This is a genomic window from Pseudoalteromonas maris, assembly GCF_049257235.1.
GTDB lineage: Bacteria > Pseudomonadota > Gammaproteobacteria > Enterobacterales > Alteromonadaceae > Pseudoalteromonas.
The window spans coordinates 295374-309443 of the sequence record NZ_JBMMUF010000004.1; the positions used below are offsets into that span (position 1 = coordinate 295374).

Annotated in this window: 13 protein-coding genes; 9 read left to right on the forward strand and 4 right to left on the reverse strand. The window is 43.9% G+C overall.

What is annotated here, in order from left to right; genetic code table 11:
* Positions 1-30 precede the first annotated feature (30 nt).
* The 7 genes from argC to AAEU32_RS08225 all read left to right on the forward strand — a co-directional run bounded on the left by argC (position 31) and on the right by AAEU32_RS08225 (position 8520).
* Positions 31-1038, forward strand: coding sequence for an N-acetyl-gamma-glutamyl-phosphate reductase (gene argC, locus AAEU32_RS08195; RefSeq protein WP_421970038.1), 1008 nt, complete (start codon positions 31-33; stop codon positions 1036-1038).
* Between the two features lies 1 nt (position 1039).
* A complete protein-coding gene (argB, locus tag AAEU32_RS08200; RefSeq protein ID WP_421970039.1) occupies positions 1040-1813 on the forward strand; it encodes an acetylglutamate kinase in 774 nt (257 codons plus the stop codon).
* A gap of 8 nt (positions 1814-1821) precedes the next feature.
* On the forward strand, positions 1822-2739 hold the full coding sequence (locus AAEU32_RS08205) for an ornithine carbamoyltransferase (RefSeq protein ID WP_421970040.1): 918 nt from the start codon (positions 1822-1824) through the stop codon (positions 2737-2739).
* 9 nt (positions 2740-2748) lie between these two features.
* Positions 2749-3948: an argininosuccinate synthase gene (locus AAEU32_RS08210; protein WP_421970041.1), complete on the forward strand. Its 1200-nt coding sequence runs from the start codon at positions 2749-2751 to the stop codon at positions 3946-3948.
* A gap of 15 nt (positions 3949-3963) precedes the next feature.
* The gene (gene argH, locus AAEU32_RS08215) at positions 3964-5829 is read left to right on the forward strand and encodes an argininosuccinate lyase (RefSeq protein ID WP_421970042.1); all 1866 of its coding nucleotides are present in this window, start codon (positions 3964-3966) and stop codon (positions 5827-5829) included.
* 149 nt (positions 5830-5978) lie between these two features.
* Positions 5979-6185 carry a hypothetical protein gene (locus AAEU32_RS08220; RefSeq protein WP_421970043.1) on the forward strand — a complete coding sequence of 69 codons (207 nt, stop codon included), beginning with the start codon at positions 5979-5981 and terminating at the stop codon, positions 6183-6185.
* Between the two features lie 1840 nt (positions 6186-8025).
* Positions 8026-8520 (forward strand): hypothetical protein, encoded by a 495-nt coding sequence (locus tag AAEU32_RS08225; protein ID WP_421970044.1) that lies wholly within the window; start codon positions 8026-8028, stop codon positions 8518-8520.
* On the opposite strand, the gene AAEU32_RS08230 is transcribed toward AAEU32_RS08225, so the two are convergent.
* Positions 8497-9888, reverse strand: coding sequence for a capsule assembly Wzi family protein (locus tag AAEU32_RS08230; RefSeq protein WP_421970045.1), 1392 nt, complete (start codon positions 9886-9888; stop codon positions 8497-8499). The two genes, AAEU32_RS08225 and AAEU32_RS08230, sit on opposite strands and share 24 nt — an antisense overlap.
* Positions 9888-10367: a pantetheine-phosphate adenylyltransferase gene (coaD, locus tag AAEU32_RS08235; RefSeq protein ID WP_421970046.1), complete on the reverse strand. Its 480-nt coding sequence runs from the start codon at positions 10365-10367 to the stop codon at positions 9888-9890. Before coaD ends, AAEU32_RS08230 begins: the two co-directional genes overlap by 1 nt.
* Before the next feature lie 151 nt (positions 10368-10518).
* On the opposite strand from coaD, the gene AAEU32_RS08240 reads away from it, so the two are divergent.
* Positions 10519-11169: a TetR/AcrR family transcriptional regulator gene (locus AAEU32_RS08240; protein ID WP_421970047.1), complete on the forward strand. Its 651-nt coding sequence runs from the start codon at positions 10519-10521 to the stop codon at positions 11167-11169.
* A 118-nt stretch (positions 11170-11287) separates the two neighbouring features.
* Positions 11288-12745: a tRNA uracil 4-sulfurtransferase ThiI gene (thiI, locus tag AAEU32_RS08245; RefSeq protein ID WP_421970048.1), complete on the forward strand. Its 1458-nt coding sequence runs from the start codon at positions 11288-11290 to the stop codon at positions 12743-12745.
* Here the strand turns inward: thiI and AAEU32_RS08250 are convergent.
* Together AAEU32_RS08250 and AAEU32_RS08255 are read right to left on the reverse strand one after the other, a co-directional pair.
* Positions 12726-13637 (reverse strand): ketopantoate reductase family protein, encoded by a 912-nt coding sequence (locus AAEU32_RS08250; protein ID WP_421970049.1) that lies wholly within the window; start codon positions 13635-13637, stop codon positions 12726-12728. The genes thiI and AAEU32_RS08250 overlap by 20 nt on opposite strands.
* Entirely contained in the window at positions 13619-13969 is a 351-nt protein-coding gene (locus AAEU32_RS08255) for a VanZ family protein (RefSeq protein ID WP_421970050.1), read from the reverse strand. The genes AAEU32_RS08250 and AAEU32_RS08255 overlap by 19 nt, the downstream gene beginning before the upstream one ends.
* Positions 13970-14070 lie beyond the last annotated feature (101 nt).

Consider the following 14070-nt stretch of genomic DNA (forward strand, 5'->3'; position numbering starts at 1 on the left):
TTATTTAGTTCTTTTTTGAGTGTGTTGTAAATGAATATTGTAATAGTTGGAGCAAGCGGTTACAGCGGGGCTGAGTTAGCCAAGCTAATCGCCAATCACCCTTATTTTGATTTAGTAGGATGCTATGTATCTGAAGCAAGTGCAGATTTAAACAAGCCATTAAGTCAATTGTATCCTGAACACAAAGGAGTAGTTGATCTTTGCCTTGAAGGATTAAGCCCTCATGCTATCAAAGATATTTCGCAAAAAGCAGATGCAGTATGTTTGTGCACCGATCATAAAGTGAGCATTGACTTAGCTCCTGTATTTTTGGAAATGGGCTTAAAAGTATTTGATTTATCTGGAGGTTTTCGCCTATCTGATGCGAGCCAGTATGACCAATATTATGGTTTTACACACCAACACCCAGCACTACTTGATCACGCTGTTTATGGCTTAGCAGAGTGGTATGGTGACAAAGTAAAAGATGCCAATCTTGTGGCGGTTGCTGGTTGTTATCCCACTGCGAGCCTAAATGCGCTCAAACCCTTAAAAGACGCCCAGCTGTTAGCAGATAATGCTCACATCATTATCAATGCCGTCTCAGGTGTTACCGGAGCCGGTAGAAAGGCCAATATCGGTACGCATTTTTGTGAGGTATCCCTCACGCCCTATGGGTTATTCAATCATCGCCACACTCCGGAGATTGAACAATATCTTGATCATCCTGTTCTATTTACACCGCATTTGGGTAATTTCAAGCGAGGCATTTTGGCGACCATCTATGCCCAAGTTAATCATGGTGTGAGCATTGAGGATGTGAGCTCTGCGTATCAAGTACTTGCTGATGAGCCGCTTATTCGCTTGCTAGGTGCAGGGCAAGTCGCGTCTATTAAAGGAATCGAAAATCAACCTTATGTCGACATAGGCTGGAACCTAAAGGATCAGCAACTGATCATCAGTGTTGCTATCGATAATCTACTCAAAGGCGCATCAGGTCAGGCATTGCAGTGTTTAAACCTAAATGCAGGCTTAGCAATTAATACGGGACTAATGTGATATGGCAACTGCAAAGAAAACATGGGTAATTAAGCTCGGCGGAGCCGTATTGAATAACCTTGAGGCGTTGGATGCCTTATTTGCAGCTTTAGCATCAAAGCCCGATGCCCACTATGTTGTTGTTCATGGTGGTGGTGCGTTGGTGGATAGATGGTTACACGATGCAGGGTTTGCAACCGCAAAGCATCAGGGGTTACGCATTAGTCCTGCTGAACAAATGCCCTATATCGTGGGGGCATTAGCTGGGTGTGCGAATAAACAACTCGTTGGCGCGGCGCTGAAAAACGCATTACAACCCGTGGGCATTAGCCTATATGAAGCTGGAGTACAAGCGCAGCAAAAACTCAAGGCTTTAGGGTGTGTTGGCGAGTGTGAAGAAGTACCGGGCTCAATTGTTCCTTCGTTATTAGAAAACCACCGTTTGCCTGTTGTTAGCAGTATCAGTTTCGATAGCGAAGGTAATTGGTACAACGTGAATGCCGATGAAGCTGCTGCGGCCATTGCTAAGCAGTTACAAGCGGAACTTATTTTCATGACCGATGTAGAGGCAGTGCTTGACCAACAAGGGCAGCCTTTGCATGTATTAAGTGCACAGCACATTTCACAGCTTATTGAACAAGGAGTTATATCGGGCGGGATGGAGGTCAAAGTTAAGACCAGTCTTCTTGCAGCCCAGCACTTACGAAGAGGTGTGTATATCTCAAGCTGGTTAAAACCACAAAACCTCATCGCGTTGCTCAATGGCGAGCACGTGGGCACTCAAATTACGATATAGATATGACTATGAAACAAGATTTTATTACTGGCTTAGAGCTAGATGACAAAAAAGTACTGTCGCTATTAAACCTAGCGCAAGAGATCAAAGCACAACCAAAAGACTATGCGCAGGCATTGGCTGGCAAATCCATTGTAACCCTGTTTGAGAAGCAAAGTTTACGTACTCGTCTGACATTTGATCTTGGTATCCACAAGTTAGGTGGTCATGCGGTGTATTTGGATCAGCAAAATGGTGCAATGGGTTCGCGTGAGTCAGTTAAAGACTTTGCGCTCAATATTAGCGCATGGGCTGATGCCATTGTTGCTCGTGTAAATCAGCATAAGACACTTCAAGAACTCAGTGAGTTTTCAGCAAAACCTGTGGTTAACTCATTGTGTGATCTGTATCACCCGTGTCAGGCGCTTGCCGATTTTTTGACACTTAAAGAGGTACATGGTGATGTGAGTCAATTAAAACTGGCTTACTTAGGTGAGGGAAATAACGTAACTCACTCATTAATGCTACTTGCTGCTACATTAGGTACAGATTTTGTGGCAGTATGCCCCAAAGGCAGCGGTCCTGATGCGCAAATTGTTAAACAAGCAGAGCAAATTGCAGCAGCCAAAGGAGCGTCTATCCTTGTCAGTGACCGTGTCGAAGCGGCTGTTGGTGCTAACGCTTTATATGCAGATACATGGGTGTCAATGGGCGACAACACACCGCTTGAGCAAGTAAAAGAAAAGTACATGCCATATCAGCTAAACAAAGAGCTGGTAGAGATGACAGGCGCACAAACGATATTGCATTGCCAACCAGCACACCGTGAATTTGAAATTACCTCTGAGGTGATGGATGGCGAACAATCAAAAATTATTCAGCAAGCAGAAAACCGCATGCATGCGCAAAATGCCTTGCTAGTGACATTATTAAACCCAAATTTTTAAGGACTTGAGATGAGCACTATTAAAAAAGTTGTATTGGCCTACTCGGGTGGTTTAGATACATCAGCAATCGTTCCATGGTTAAAAGAGAACTATGGATGTGAAGTTATCGCATTCGTTGCCGATGTTGGCCAAGGAGAGGAAGAGTTGCAAGGCGTAGAGGAAAAAGCGATTGCATCGGGTGCGTCTGAGTGCCATATCGTTGACCTTAAAGAAGAAATGGTTGCTAACTACATCTATCCAACGTTGAAAACCGGTTCGGTATATGAGGGCACCTATTTGCTAGGTACTTCGATGGCACGTCCAATCATTGCTAAAGCACAAGTAGAAATTGCGCGCAAAGTGGGCGCTGATGCGTTGTCCCATGGTTGCACAGGTAAAGGGAATGATCAGGTCCGTTTTGAATCTTGTTTCGCTGCCCTTGCGCCTGATCTAAAAGTGATTGCGCCTTGGCGTGAGTGGGATCTATCAAGCCGTGAGTCTTTGCTTGATTACCTAGCACAGCGCGATATTCCGTGTTCAGCGTCAGCCACCAAAATTTACAGTCGAGATGCCAATGCGTGGCATATTTCTCACGAAGGTGGTGAACTTGAAGATCCATGGTGTCAGCCAAGTGACCAAGTGTGGACCTGGACGACTGCTCCAGAGCAAGCACCCAATGAGCCAGAGCTAGTTACTTTAAGCATCGAAAAAGGTGAAGTTGTAGCTGTTAATGGCGAACAACTAAGCCCATATCAGTGCTTGGTTAAATTAAACCAACTCGCTGCGCCTCACGGTGTTGGTCGTGTTGATATTGTTGAAAACCGTTTAGTTGGCATGAAGTCTCGTGGTTGTTATGAAACACCGGGCGGCACAGTGATGATGGCGGCATTACAGGCGATTGACGAGTTAGTTCTGGATAAATCAAGCCGCAAGTGGAAAGAAACCTTGGCTGGTGAGTTTGCACATCTAGTGTATGACGGTCGTTGGTTTACACCACTTAAAGACAGTATTTTGGCAGCGGCTGAGGCATTCTCACAATACGCCAGTGGTGAAGTTGTGCTGAAAATGTACAAGGGTCAAGTAGTCGCAGTACAAAAGCAATCAGTTAACAGCCTGTATAGTGAAGACTTCGCTACCTTCGGCGAAGACGATGTGTATGACCAATCACACGCTGAAGGATTTATTCGTTTGTTCTCGTTATCTAGCAGAATTGCAGCGCTTAAGAAGTAAGGCAGGAGATAGGGTATGGCACTTTGGGGTGGACGGTTTTCATCGGGTCCTGATGAAGCTTTTAAACAGTTTAATGATTCTTTGCCATTCGATTATGTTATGGCTGAGCAAGACATTATCGGCTCTATCGCGTGGGCGGGGGCGCTCAATCGTGTTGCTGTATTAACTGATGCTGAGCACTCAGAGCTAGTGGGTGCCTTGTATGAGTTACTTGAGGAAGTTAAAGCGGACCCGGATAGTGTAGCGCTCAGTGGTGATGAAGATATTCATTCCTACGTAGAAGCCGCGCTAATTGGTAAAGTGGGCGATCTTGGCAAGAAATTGCATACAGGACGTAGTCGAAATGATCAGGTGGCAACAGATTTCCGGTTGTGGTGTAAAAAGACTGCGTTAACAGTTGCTGATGCCATCTGCGCGACTAAAACAGCCTTGATTGCGTTAGCTGAGCGTGAATTTGGTACTGTTTTACCCGGCTATACCCACCTTCAACGTGCTCAACCTGTGCTATTTAGTCACTGGTGTATGGCTTATGTGGAAATGCTAGAGCGTGATGAGAGTCGTTTGTATGATGCGCTCAAGCGCCTTGACCAATGCCCGTTAGGGAGTGGCGCATTAGCTGGCACTGCTTATGCCATGGACAGAGAGCTTCTTGCTCAGGACCTTGGTTTTGCCAGTGCGACACGCAATAGCTTAGATGCAGTATCAGACAGAGACTTTGTTGTGGAGCTACTAAGCACCGCATCAATTTCGATGCTGCATTTGTCTCGTTTTGCTGAAGACCTCATCTTCTATAACTCTGGCGAAGCCGGTTTTATCGACTTGGCGGATAATGTGACATCAGGTTCGTCGTTGATGCCACAAAAGAAAAACCCAGATGCGTTGGAGCTTATCCGCGGTAAGACTGGGCGTGTATTTGGTGCCATGAGTGCCATGATGATGACTCTTAAATCATTGCCTCTGGCTTACAACAAAGACATGCAAGAAGACAAAGAAGGGCTTTTTGATGCGCTGCCAACCTGGTTAGCTTGTTTACACATGGCGCAATCATGCATCAATGGTATTAAAGTGAATGCTGATAAAACCAAGGCGGCTGCGCAAGGTGGCCATGCTAATGCCACTGAGCTTGCTGATTACCTAGTTGCGAAAGGGATCCCGTTCCGTGAAGGGCATCATATTGTTGGTCAGCTTGTGCAAGTTGCGATTAGTGAAGGGAAAAACTTGGAACAACTGGAACTTGCGCAATTTAAAGCTGTATGCGATGTCATAGATGATGATGTGTACGCAGTGTTAGAGCTCGATGCATGTCTGAATGCCCGTAAAGCCCTTGGGGGAACGTCTCCTCAACAAGTGAGCTTTGCTATCAAACAGGCTAAAGCGAAGCATCACATTGTGGTGCGCGACGCGAACCTAAATGATGTCGACGCTATTAGCGAACTTATACAATACTGGGCTCGTGAAGGTGAGAACTTGCCTCGCGCAAAAAGTGACATGGTGCACTCTATTAACGAGTTTGCCGTGACCGAGGTCGATGGCAAAGTAACGGGGTGCGCCTCTTTGTACGTGTATGATACCGGTTTAGCTGAAATCCGCTCGTTAGGTGTCAATCCACAGTGCAGTGTTAAAGGTCAAGGGCGCTTTTTGGTAGAACACTTGCTTGAAAAAGCCAAAAAATTGGCACTTAAGCGTGTGATTGTACTGACGCGTGTACCTGATTTTTTTGCCAAACTTGGATTTGCTGACAGCAGCAAGGCAAGTTTACCTGAAAAGGTTATGAAAGACTGTGAGTTGTGCCTACGCAAGGAGAATTGCGACGAAGTGGCAATGGATTACTACCTACAAAAAGTGGAAATCGGTGAGATCCCATGCCAACAAATCGCCTAATTTTGATCATGTTGTGATTTTTGGCACGCCTTCTGCATTGTTATATGGGTCGTCAAAGAATTGATTTTGACGGCTCCATTACAAAGCATGTTAAACATTTGACATGGCTGTTAATAATAATTTAACTTAGGTTTTAAAGGAGATTAACGATGCAAGTTAATGCCAATTCACAAATTCAAGCACAAGCATACACAACACTACAACAGCAAGCTCAGCCTGTAGCGCAAAACACTGGCACTCAGACGCTACAATCTGATACAGTGACTTTATCAAGCGACGCAGTAGCTGCGAGCCAAGCTGAGTTACAGCGTGGCGGTGGGGATGTGATTCTTGATCCACCTAAAAAAGAGAATTAGGAAATAAAACGAGATGACGGATGTATTTTGAGAGAGGCCTAGCTGTTTTTATGGGATCCTTCGTTGTGTGGGGATTCCTAATGGCAATGTTGTTTAACTTGCTACTTTTGGGCTGCAAAGCTAAACAAGACTTAAGGCTTGTTTGGGTTAGCGTGGTCATGTTCATCTCGTATTTCATTAGTGATCACTTTCATGATTATTTTAGAACATATGATTATTACCTTAAGTGGCTCACTTATGATCTGCTTACTCTTATCTTAATAGTTCCAGTCTTATTTTTCAGGAAATCGCCTATATCAGCGGGTGTTATATACGTAATTATAGGGTTGACATTCAATAGTGTCCTTTTGCTACTCATGCATACTGACATTGTAGTAGCAGGGAACAGAGAAGAGTGGTGGTTTTGGAGCTTTTACTCTATGGGGATAAATTTATCGGACCTCACAATGATAGTCGCTCTAATAGTAGACAGAGATGTTTTAGGTTTTATCATCTTCAAAAAGCTTCTTGTGGAAAAGCTCTCAAAGAAAAGCAACTCTCTTTATCGAAGAAATATAGACGCTATTAATGCTTGATTAACTGACACCGTTGCTTCGCAAGGGTATTTCAATGAGCTTTGAAGCTACGCAAATATTTGATTTCTTCTCTACAGTTCAATTCGTAGACCTTATCGTTTTGTTTGTGAACTGGGGCCTTATGATGGCTGTATTATTCAATCTTGTAAGTTACTCAGAACCTTGCAACCGGAAATATTCAGCGCTGTGGATCAGCATAATAGTTAGCATCTCCTATTTAACTTCATCACAATTTGAATTTGGCATTGAGAGATATTTGGCTTGGGCTGCAGCTGATCTGCTCACTATTGCGATAATAGTGCTCATTCAGTCTAATAAACATAAGCCTCCAGCATTCTATTACTCTATTGGATGCCTAATCGTTAATTGTATATTGCAATTACTGATGCACATTGATTATCACTTTAGCAAAGAGTTTGGGTTTTGGTGGTTTTGGGCTATTTATTCTATCGGCGTAAACCTAATCGATGTGATACTTATACTTAGTCTTATATTAAATCGTGACTTTTTAAACATAGAGAGAGTTTATAGTCGAATTATATTTCGGTTTACTGACAGCTCAAGTTTGAGAGATACAATAGATAAGAATTGATTATCGAACCATTTCGTTCGAGTAATAATTTGACTGGATTGTACACACTCAATAAAAGTTTAAGCATAATCCCATTTTTGCAATTTTTACTCAGCCGTGAATTCAGCGATTCACACTTGGCTAGAAATAAAAGACAGAGGCTATTTTAGTGTTTTTTGTGGGTGTAGAGTTAGGACAACTTATAGCGACTTTCATAAATTGGGGATTTATGATGGCGCTGCTGTACAACTTGGTATGCTTTACCGACTCCTCCACTAGAGCGCATAACCCCATCCTTATTACTTTAGCCATTAGTCTTTCCTACCTCAGTACTTCCTTTATCGAATTCGATTACTATGTGTATGGTATTTGGGCCATCGCAGACCTTATGACAGTTTTGCTTTTGTTCTTTCTACCCCTAAGAGGAACAAGGCTCCCTGCGCTGCATTATTGCTACTTTGGTTTAACCGTTAACGCCCTTTTGCATTTAGCAATGTATTTAGACTCATTTTTAATCGGCAACTTTTCAGTCTGGTGGCTATGGAGTATCTATTCGATAGCTATAAACATTAATGATGTCATCATGATTTTAGCGCTAATAATAAACAAAGATTTCTTGGGACTTATTAGGCTGTCTAATCTTTTTTGGGGAAGGCTGAATAAAGGTAGACGAGCAAACATGGGAGCCAATTAGTTGTACATCGATAGAGAGTTAGCCCTTTTGTTCACCGCGTTTGTGAACTGGGGATTCATGATGGCGCTGTTATACAACATGGTCAGCTATTCTGAGCCTCGCAAAAGAGCTGCTTCTCCTTTGTGGTTGTGCTTAGTTATAAACCTGTCTTATCTGAGCACCTCGTTTTTGGATATTGGAGCGACTATTTATATTGTCTACCCAATTGCGGACTTACTCACTGTCGCTGTGCTTATTTTTGTTCAAAATGGCAGGGTTAAAATCCCTGCGCTCTATTATTGTGTCTTTGGGCTATCGGCAAATGCCTCACTAAATGTCAGTCTGTATGTAGATCTCGTGCTTGTGCAAAATGGCGAGCCTTGGTGGCTTTGGTCGCTCTATTCCATTGGCATCAACGTGAATGATGCCATGATGATAATCGCGTTGATTGTGAATAAAGATTACTTGGGGCTGTGCCGCGCTGGCCGCTATTTAAAAGCGGTGTTCCAGCGCTAAACTAAGAGCAGTATGTGTGTCTGATGATGAAGTTGTTTCTTCCTGCCAAATATGTCCTGTAAGTTGCACTAGCATACCGAACACACCTTGCTGGTATCCTAGCTCTAGCCGAGTGATATCCAAGTCTGTGTCGTTATTTTTGATGTGCCCCAGCTTTATATGGCCTGCGTAACCACCCACACGATGATAATACGTCCCCCAAGTCACGGCTTCGCTGTTGCTGCCAATTGTCGGGCCTAGATTCTGCTCTCTATGTTGGTAGCCTTGAGCAACCTCGATATTACCATAGTTGCAATTGTAATCAGGTGCTTGGTTGATACATTGGCTTTGAGTGTCAGTATATTCTAGGTAGCTTGTTAACAGTGACTCAGAGGTGCCATAGTGAGATTGAACTCCTAAAGTAAACGCGCCATCTTCAGCGACTAAGGCAGACTCAACATGCCCTGCATACTCTGCATAAATAGCCACAGGCCAAGAGCCGAGGGTGCTTGAGTATTTGAAATCTATCGCACTGAGCTTTTGTTCATCCGCAACAGCCACGGTGATAGTATCGACGGGGAAGTGCAGCCAGTCAGAGTGGGTTTGGCTCAAGCCAACCTCTAAACCTTGTATGGGCGTACTGCTAAAGCGCCACCCCCAAAAGTCACCGTCTTCCACTTTAACATCAGCTATCTTATTGATTTGATTTTGTTGTTTGGCACCAAGGGCCGTAAAGCTCCACGGCCCAATAAATGAAAGCCAACTCGGGCCCTCATAACCACTGTCGTGGCGCGTCAAACGTACAGCTTTCATAGCTTGTGCATTATTTGATAGCACCAATGGGTTTTCTTGGCTTGGCCCCCACCAGTGAGTTATTTTCTCCGCGCTGAGTGACCAGTTCCCCAATAGAGCCGCAAGATAACTGCCATCGTAGTCAACATACTTTCCATCTAGCGCATCATCACGATAATTCACGCTGACCTTGGCGCTTACAGTTTTACCTGTGATTTGTCCGCTTGTTTCAATGCCGCTTTTTGCTCGGTTACGTGGTCCAAACCCTTGCCATGTTTCTGGCTTGGAGTTGGCAAAAGCTCGCACCTTTGAGCTGGAGTCTTGTTTGGCAAACTTCAGCGCATGCTGCAAATGATAATAGGCAAATTGTGCTTGTGGTTCGAGAGTATGCACTGGCACTGCATGCAAATCAGAGATAATACCTTTCCACATTAAAGGGTAAGTATTAACAGGGCGTTTGATTACATTATAATTTACGAGCACTTCTACAGAGTGGCGAAGTTGTGCTGATTCAGTTCCAATCCATGGGGAGGCGATAGCCTGCATTGGTAACAATAGCGCGCCAATTACCAATGTACGTCGTGTAGTTAATGCCATTATGATAGTTTGTCCTGTAATGCTTTGGCGACAACGGGAGCAACGAACTCTGACACATTGCCTCCGTGCAACGCAACCTCTTTGACGAGGGTGGAAGAGATAAAGGTATTTTCTTCTGCGGGAGTTAAAAATACACTTTCTAAATCTGGATTGAGCCTACGATTCATGTTGGCAAGCTGAAACTCATATTCAAAATCTGATACGGCGCGAATGCCTCGTACAAGCACATTAGCGCGCTGGGTTTTGGCTAATTCAGCGAGCAAACCGGTAAATCCAATGACACTTACATTGTCTAAATGAGCCACGATTTGTTCTGCTAAATCAACGCGTTCGTCCAAAGAGAAGCAAGGCTTTTTATTCGGATTATGGGCGATGGCAACAATCACCTTGTCGAACATTTTGGCTGCTCGCTCGATGAGGTCAAGATGGCCATTTGTCATTGGGTCAAATGTGCCTGGATACAGTGCGGTAACCTTCATGGTCAATCTCATTTTTTTAATAATTGCTAAGTGTATTTTATCAATGTTTACATCTGTTGACAGCCCCTAAAATACCTACACATCCTATGATTGTTATGGGCTGCAAACATTGTTTATACTGGCTGCTAAACCCATGTAGTAAAAGTGTCATATGAGTACCAAGGAACGCATAATTCAAGCAAGCATTGAGCTGTTTAACATTCACGGTGAGCGAGCAATTACAACTAACCATATCGCAGCGCACCTTGGCATTAGTCCAGGTAATTTGTATTACCATTTTAAGAATAAAGAAGATATTTTACGACACATTTTTTCTTTGTATCGTAATCACTTAGATACTCAGTTTAAACCATTGCAAGATGAAGTTGATGTGTTGTCACAGTTGACTCATTACTTCGATGCATTGTTTGAGCTGATGTGGAAGTTTCACTTCTTTTACGACAACATGACCGACATATTAGCGCGCGATGCTGGGCTAAAGTCTGACTATATCGCTTTCCAAGAGCGTCTATTCGATCAAGTAAAAGACATTGTGCTTGAATTGGATAACAAAGGGATTGTGGTCATTTCAGAACATGAGGCATCAGAATTAACACACATGTTGAAGTTAACCGTGAGCTTCTGGACTCCTTACATCAAGGCACGTCGCCAAAGCGGCGAGCTTAATCGCGAAGATATCTTGCAAGGTTTGATGAAGGTTGTGACCTTGTTTTCTGCGTTTGCAACACCTGAGGGTAAAGAGCAGCTAGCAGAACTCAAAACTAATTATCTGCAAAGTAAGCAGCAAAGCTCTGAGGCATAAATCGCCGTCATTCGCTATTATTTCCGTAAGCGTGTGGTTTTGATATAATCGCGCGCTTCGAATCTATGGGCTCACATTTACTGTTATTAATGCCCAACTGAGCTGCTGCGAGTATGTCATGATCAAGTTTATTGTTAAGTTGCACCCGGAAATTGCGATCAAGAGTAAGTCTGTTCGTAAACGTTTCACCAAAGTGTTGGAAAACAACATCAAGATCATGATGCGTCGTATCGACGAGCAGGTCAAAGTGCGTAATAACTGGGATAACCTCACTGTTGAATCGCACGCGCAAGAACCTCATATTCGCAGTGATATGGCCGACGCGCTAGGGCGTATTCCGGGTATCGTGCAGTTTAATGAAGTGACTGAGGTTGAATTTACAACCTTAGATGACATCTACCAACAGGCACAAAAACTGCTCGCACACCAAATTGTGGGTAAATCATTCTGTGTGCGTTGTAAGCGCCAAGGTAATCATGATTTCACTTCTACTGATGTTGAGCGCTATGTTGGTGGCGGCTTAAATCAGCATGTAGAAGGAGCTCGTGTACAACTTAGCCGTCCACAAGTCACTGTTAAAATTGAGATTAAAGATCAGCGCGCGTATATCGTAACGCATGCTCATCGTGGTATGGGCGGTTTCCCACTACCAACGCAAGAAGATGTGCTGTCGTTAATGTCTGGCGGTTTTGACTCGGGCGTGGCCAGTTACCAAATGATCCGTAAAGGAGCACGTACACACTTCTTGTTCTTTAATCTTGGCGGCGCGGCACATGAAATTGGTGTAAAGCAGGCAAGTCACTACCTATGGTCACAATTTAGCTCTACACACAAAGTAAAATTCATCACCGTTGATTTTGAACCTGTGGTTGCAGAGATCCTAGAGAATATCGAAGATTCACAAATGGGTGTGGTACTCAAGCGTATGATGATGCGTGCAGGTAGCAAGGTGGCAGAAAAACTTAATATTGCTGCATTGGTAACCGGAGAAAGTATCGGTCAGGTGTCGAGCCAAACACTGGCTAACTTGAGCGTTATTGACCGAGTAACAGACACGCTTATTTTGCGCCCGCTCATCCAGCACGATAAACAAGACATCATTGATATTGCTCGTGCTATTGGTACATCAGAAATGGCGGAAGCAATGCCTGAGTATTGCGGTGTTATTTCACGTAAACCAACAGTGAAAGCCAAGCTTGATGTGATTGAAAAGCAAGAACAAAACTTCGATTTTGATATCTTAGATAGCGTGGTTGAGAATGCCACAGTAATTGATATTCGCGACATTGATACTGAGGCGAAAGAAGAAGTCAAAGAAGCAGAATCAGCTTCTCAATTACCTAAAGGTGCGGTTGTCGTTGATATTCGCTCACCTGAAGAGGAAGATGCCAACCCACTTGAGCTTGATGGTGTAGAAGTTATTCATCTGCCATTTTTCCGTTTGGCAACACAGTTCGGTGACTTGCCGCAAGATAAAGAGTATTACTTGTATTGCGCGAAAGGCGTAATGAGCCAATTACAGGCGCTGATTTTACATGAAAATGGTTTCAAAACCGTTAAAGTTTACCGCCCTTAATACGCTGGTAATACCTTTGGTTAATTGGCGCAGCAAGACCATATTGCTGCGCTTTTCGTAAGATATAACCACACATCGCATCTATCTCGGTTTCTTTGCCGTTGCGCTTATCTTGAAGCATTGAACAGTGGTTCTCGGCAGTATTTGCCATCACCTGGTATGCGGTATTGAGTGCATCAGTAAGGCTCATACTTACGCCTTGTGCATCGGCAACATGCAGGGCCTCTTGAAGTAATGCGAATACGTCGCTGGCATAACGCGGTGAACGCACGCCACCATTACGTTCTGAGTAATATGCTGCTATTGGGTTAATTGCTAAATTTATTAGTAGCTTATGCCAACGAGCGCGATTGATATCCTCGCTTTTTTGAAGATTAGGAAGCAGGCTTTGCCAGCGCACGAACTGCTGATTTAGCGTGTTCATTGCTGCTGTGTTAACAGCACCAATGATGCTCGCTCCTTGACTAACATGTACTACTTCAGCTTCTAATGGCTTAAACGCGGCTTGTTGAGTGAGCATAAAATACAGGCTTTGCTTAGCAGTCAGTAATGCCTCAAGTTCGGCAGTATCACTCATGCCATTATGGCTTACAACAATGTGCGCGTTTGGATGCAGCTTTTCAGTTAATTCAAGCAGCGCAGCTTTAATCTGGTGTGCCTTAGCGAACAGCCATAGCTCTGTAATCGATGCCGCTGCAATATTGTGGCTTTGCATAACGTTGTGAATTTGAAGTGCTGAACTAGCGCCTTGATGCGTGTACGTAAATTGGCTAGGGTGGTGCGCTTTGGTTATTAAGGTGACAGGGCGCTGTGCGCTAAACTGATGAGCAAAGCTAAGCCCCAATGCACCGGGGCCGAGAATATAAACTGGGTCTAAACGTTTTTCTGGCATTGCTTTTGCCACACATAATGAAGCATAAAGTAACTTGCAGCCCCCGCTGCATCGGCGACGAAATCGGCCATGGAAGCTTGTCTGTGTGGTAGCATGTCTTGCATCCACTCAACAGCAGCGCCATATAAGCACAGTAATACAATTTGTGCCGCTAACGGAATGCGAAAGGCTTTATCCATAATAAAGGCAAGCACGAAAAAGATGCCAAAGTGCGCCACCTTATCGATATGTGGAAACAGGTTTATTGCTGCACCTTTCACCTCTTTAGCGAACAAAGCGGTGCATACGACTAAACTCACTAAAAATAACCCTTGATAAACCCGCCGTGTCACTATTTCTGCCTTTAATAATCATTAAACGCTGGCAGTATAACAAACTAAAAACTGAATTCACCGTGTACTTATGCACAAAATGTGAAATCTCAGGGTATAAT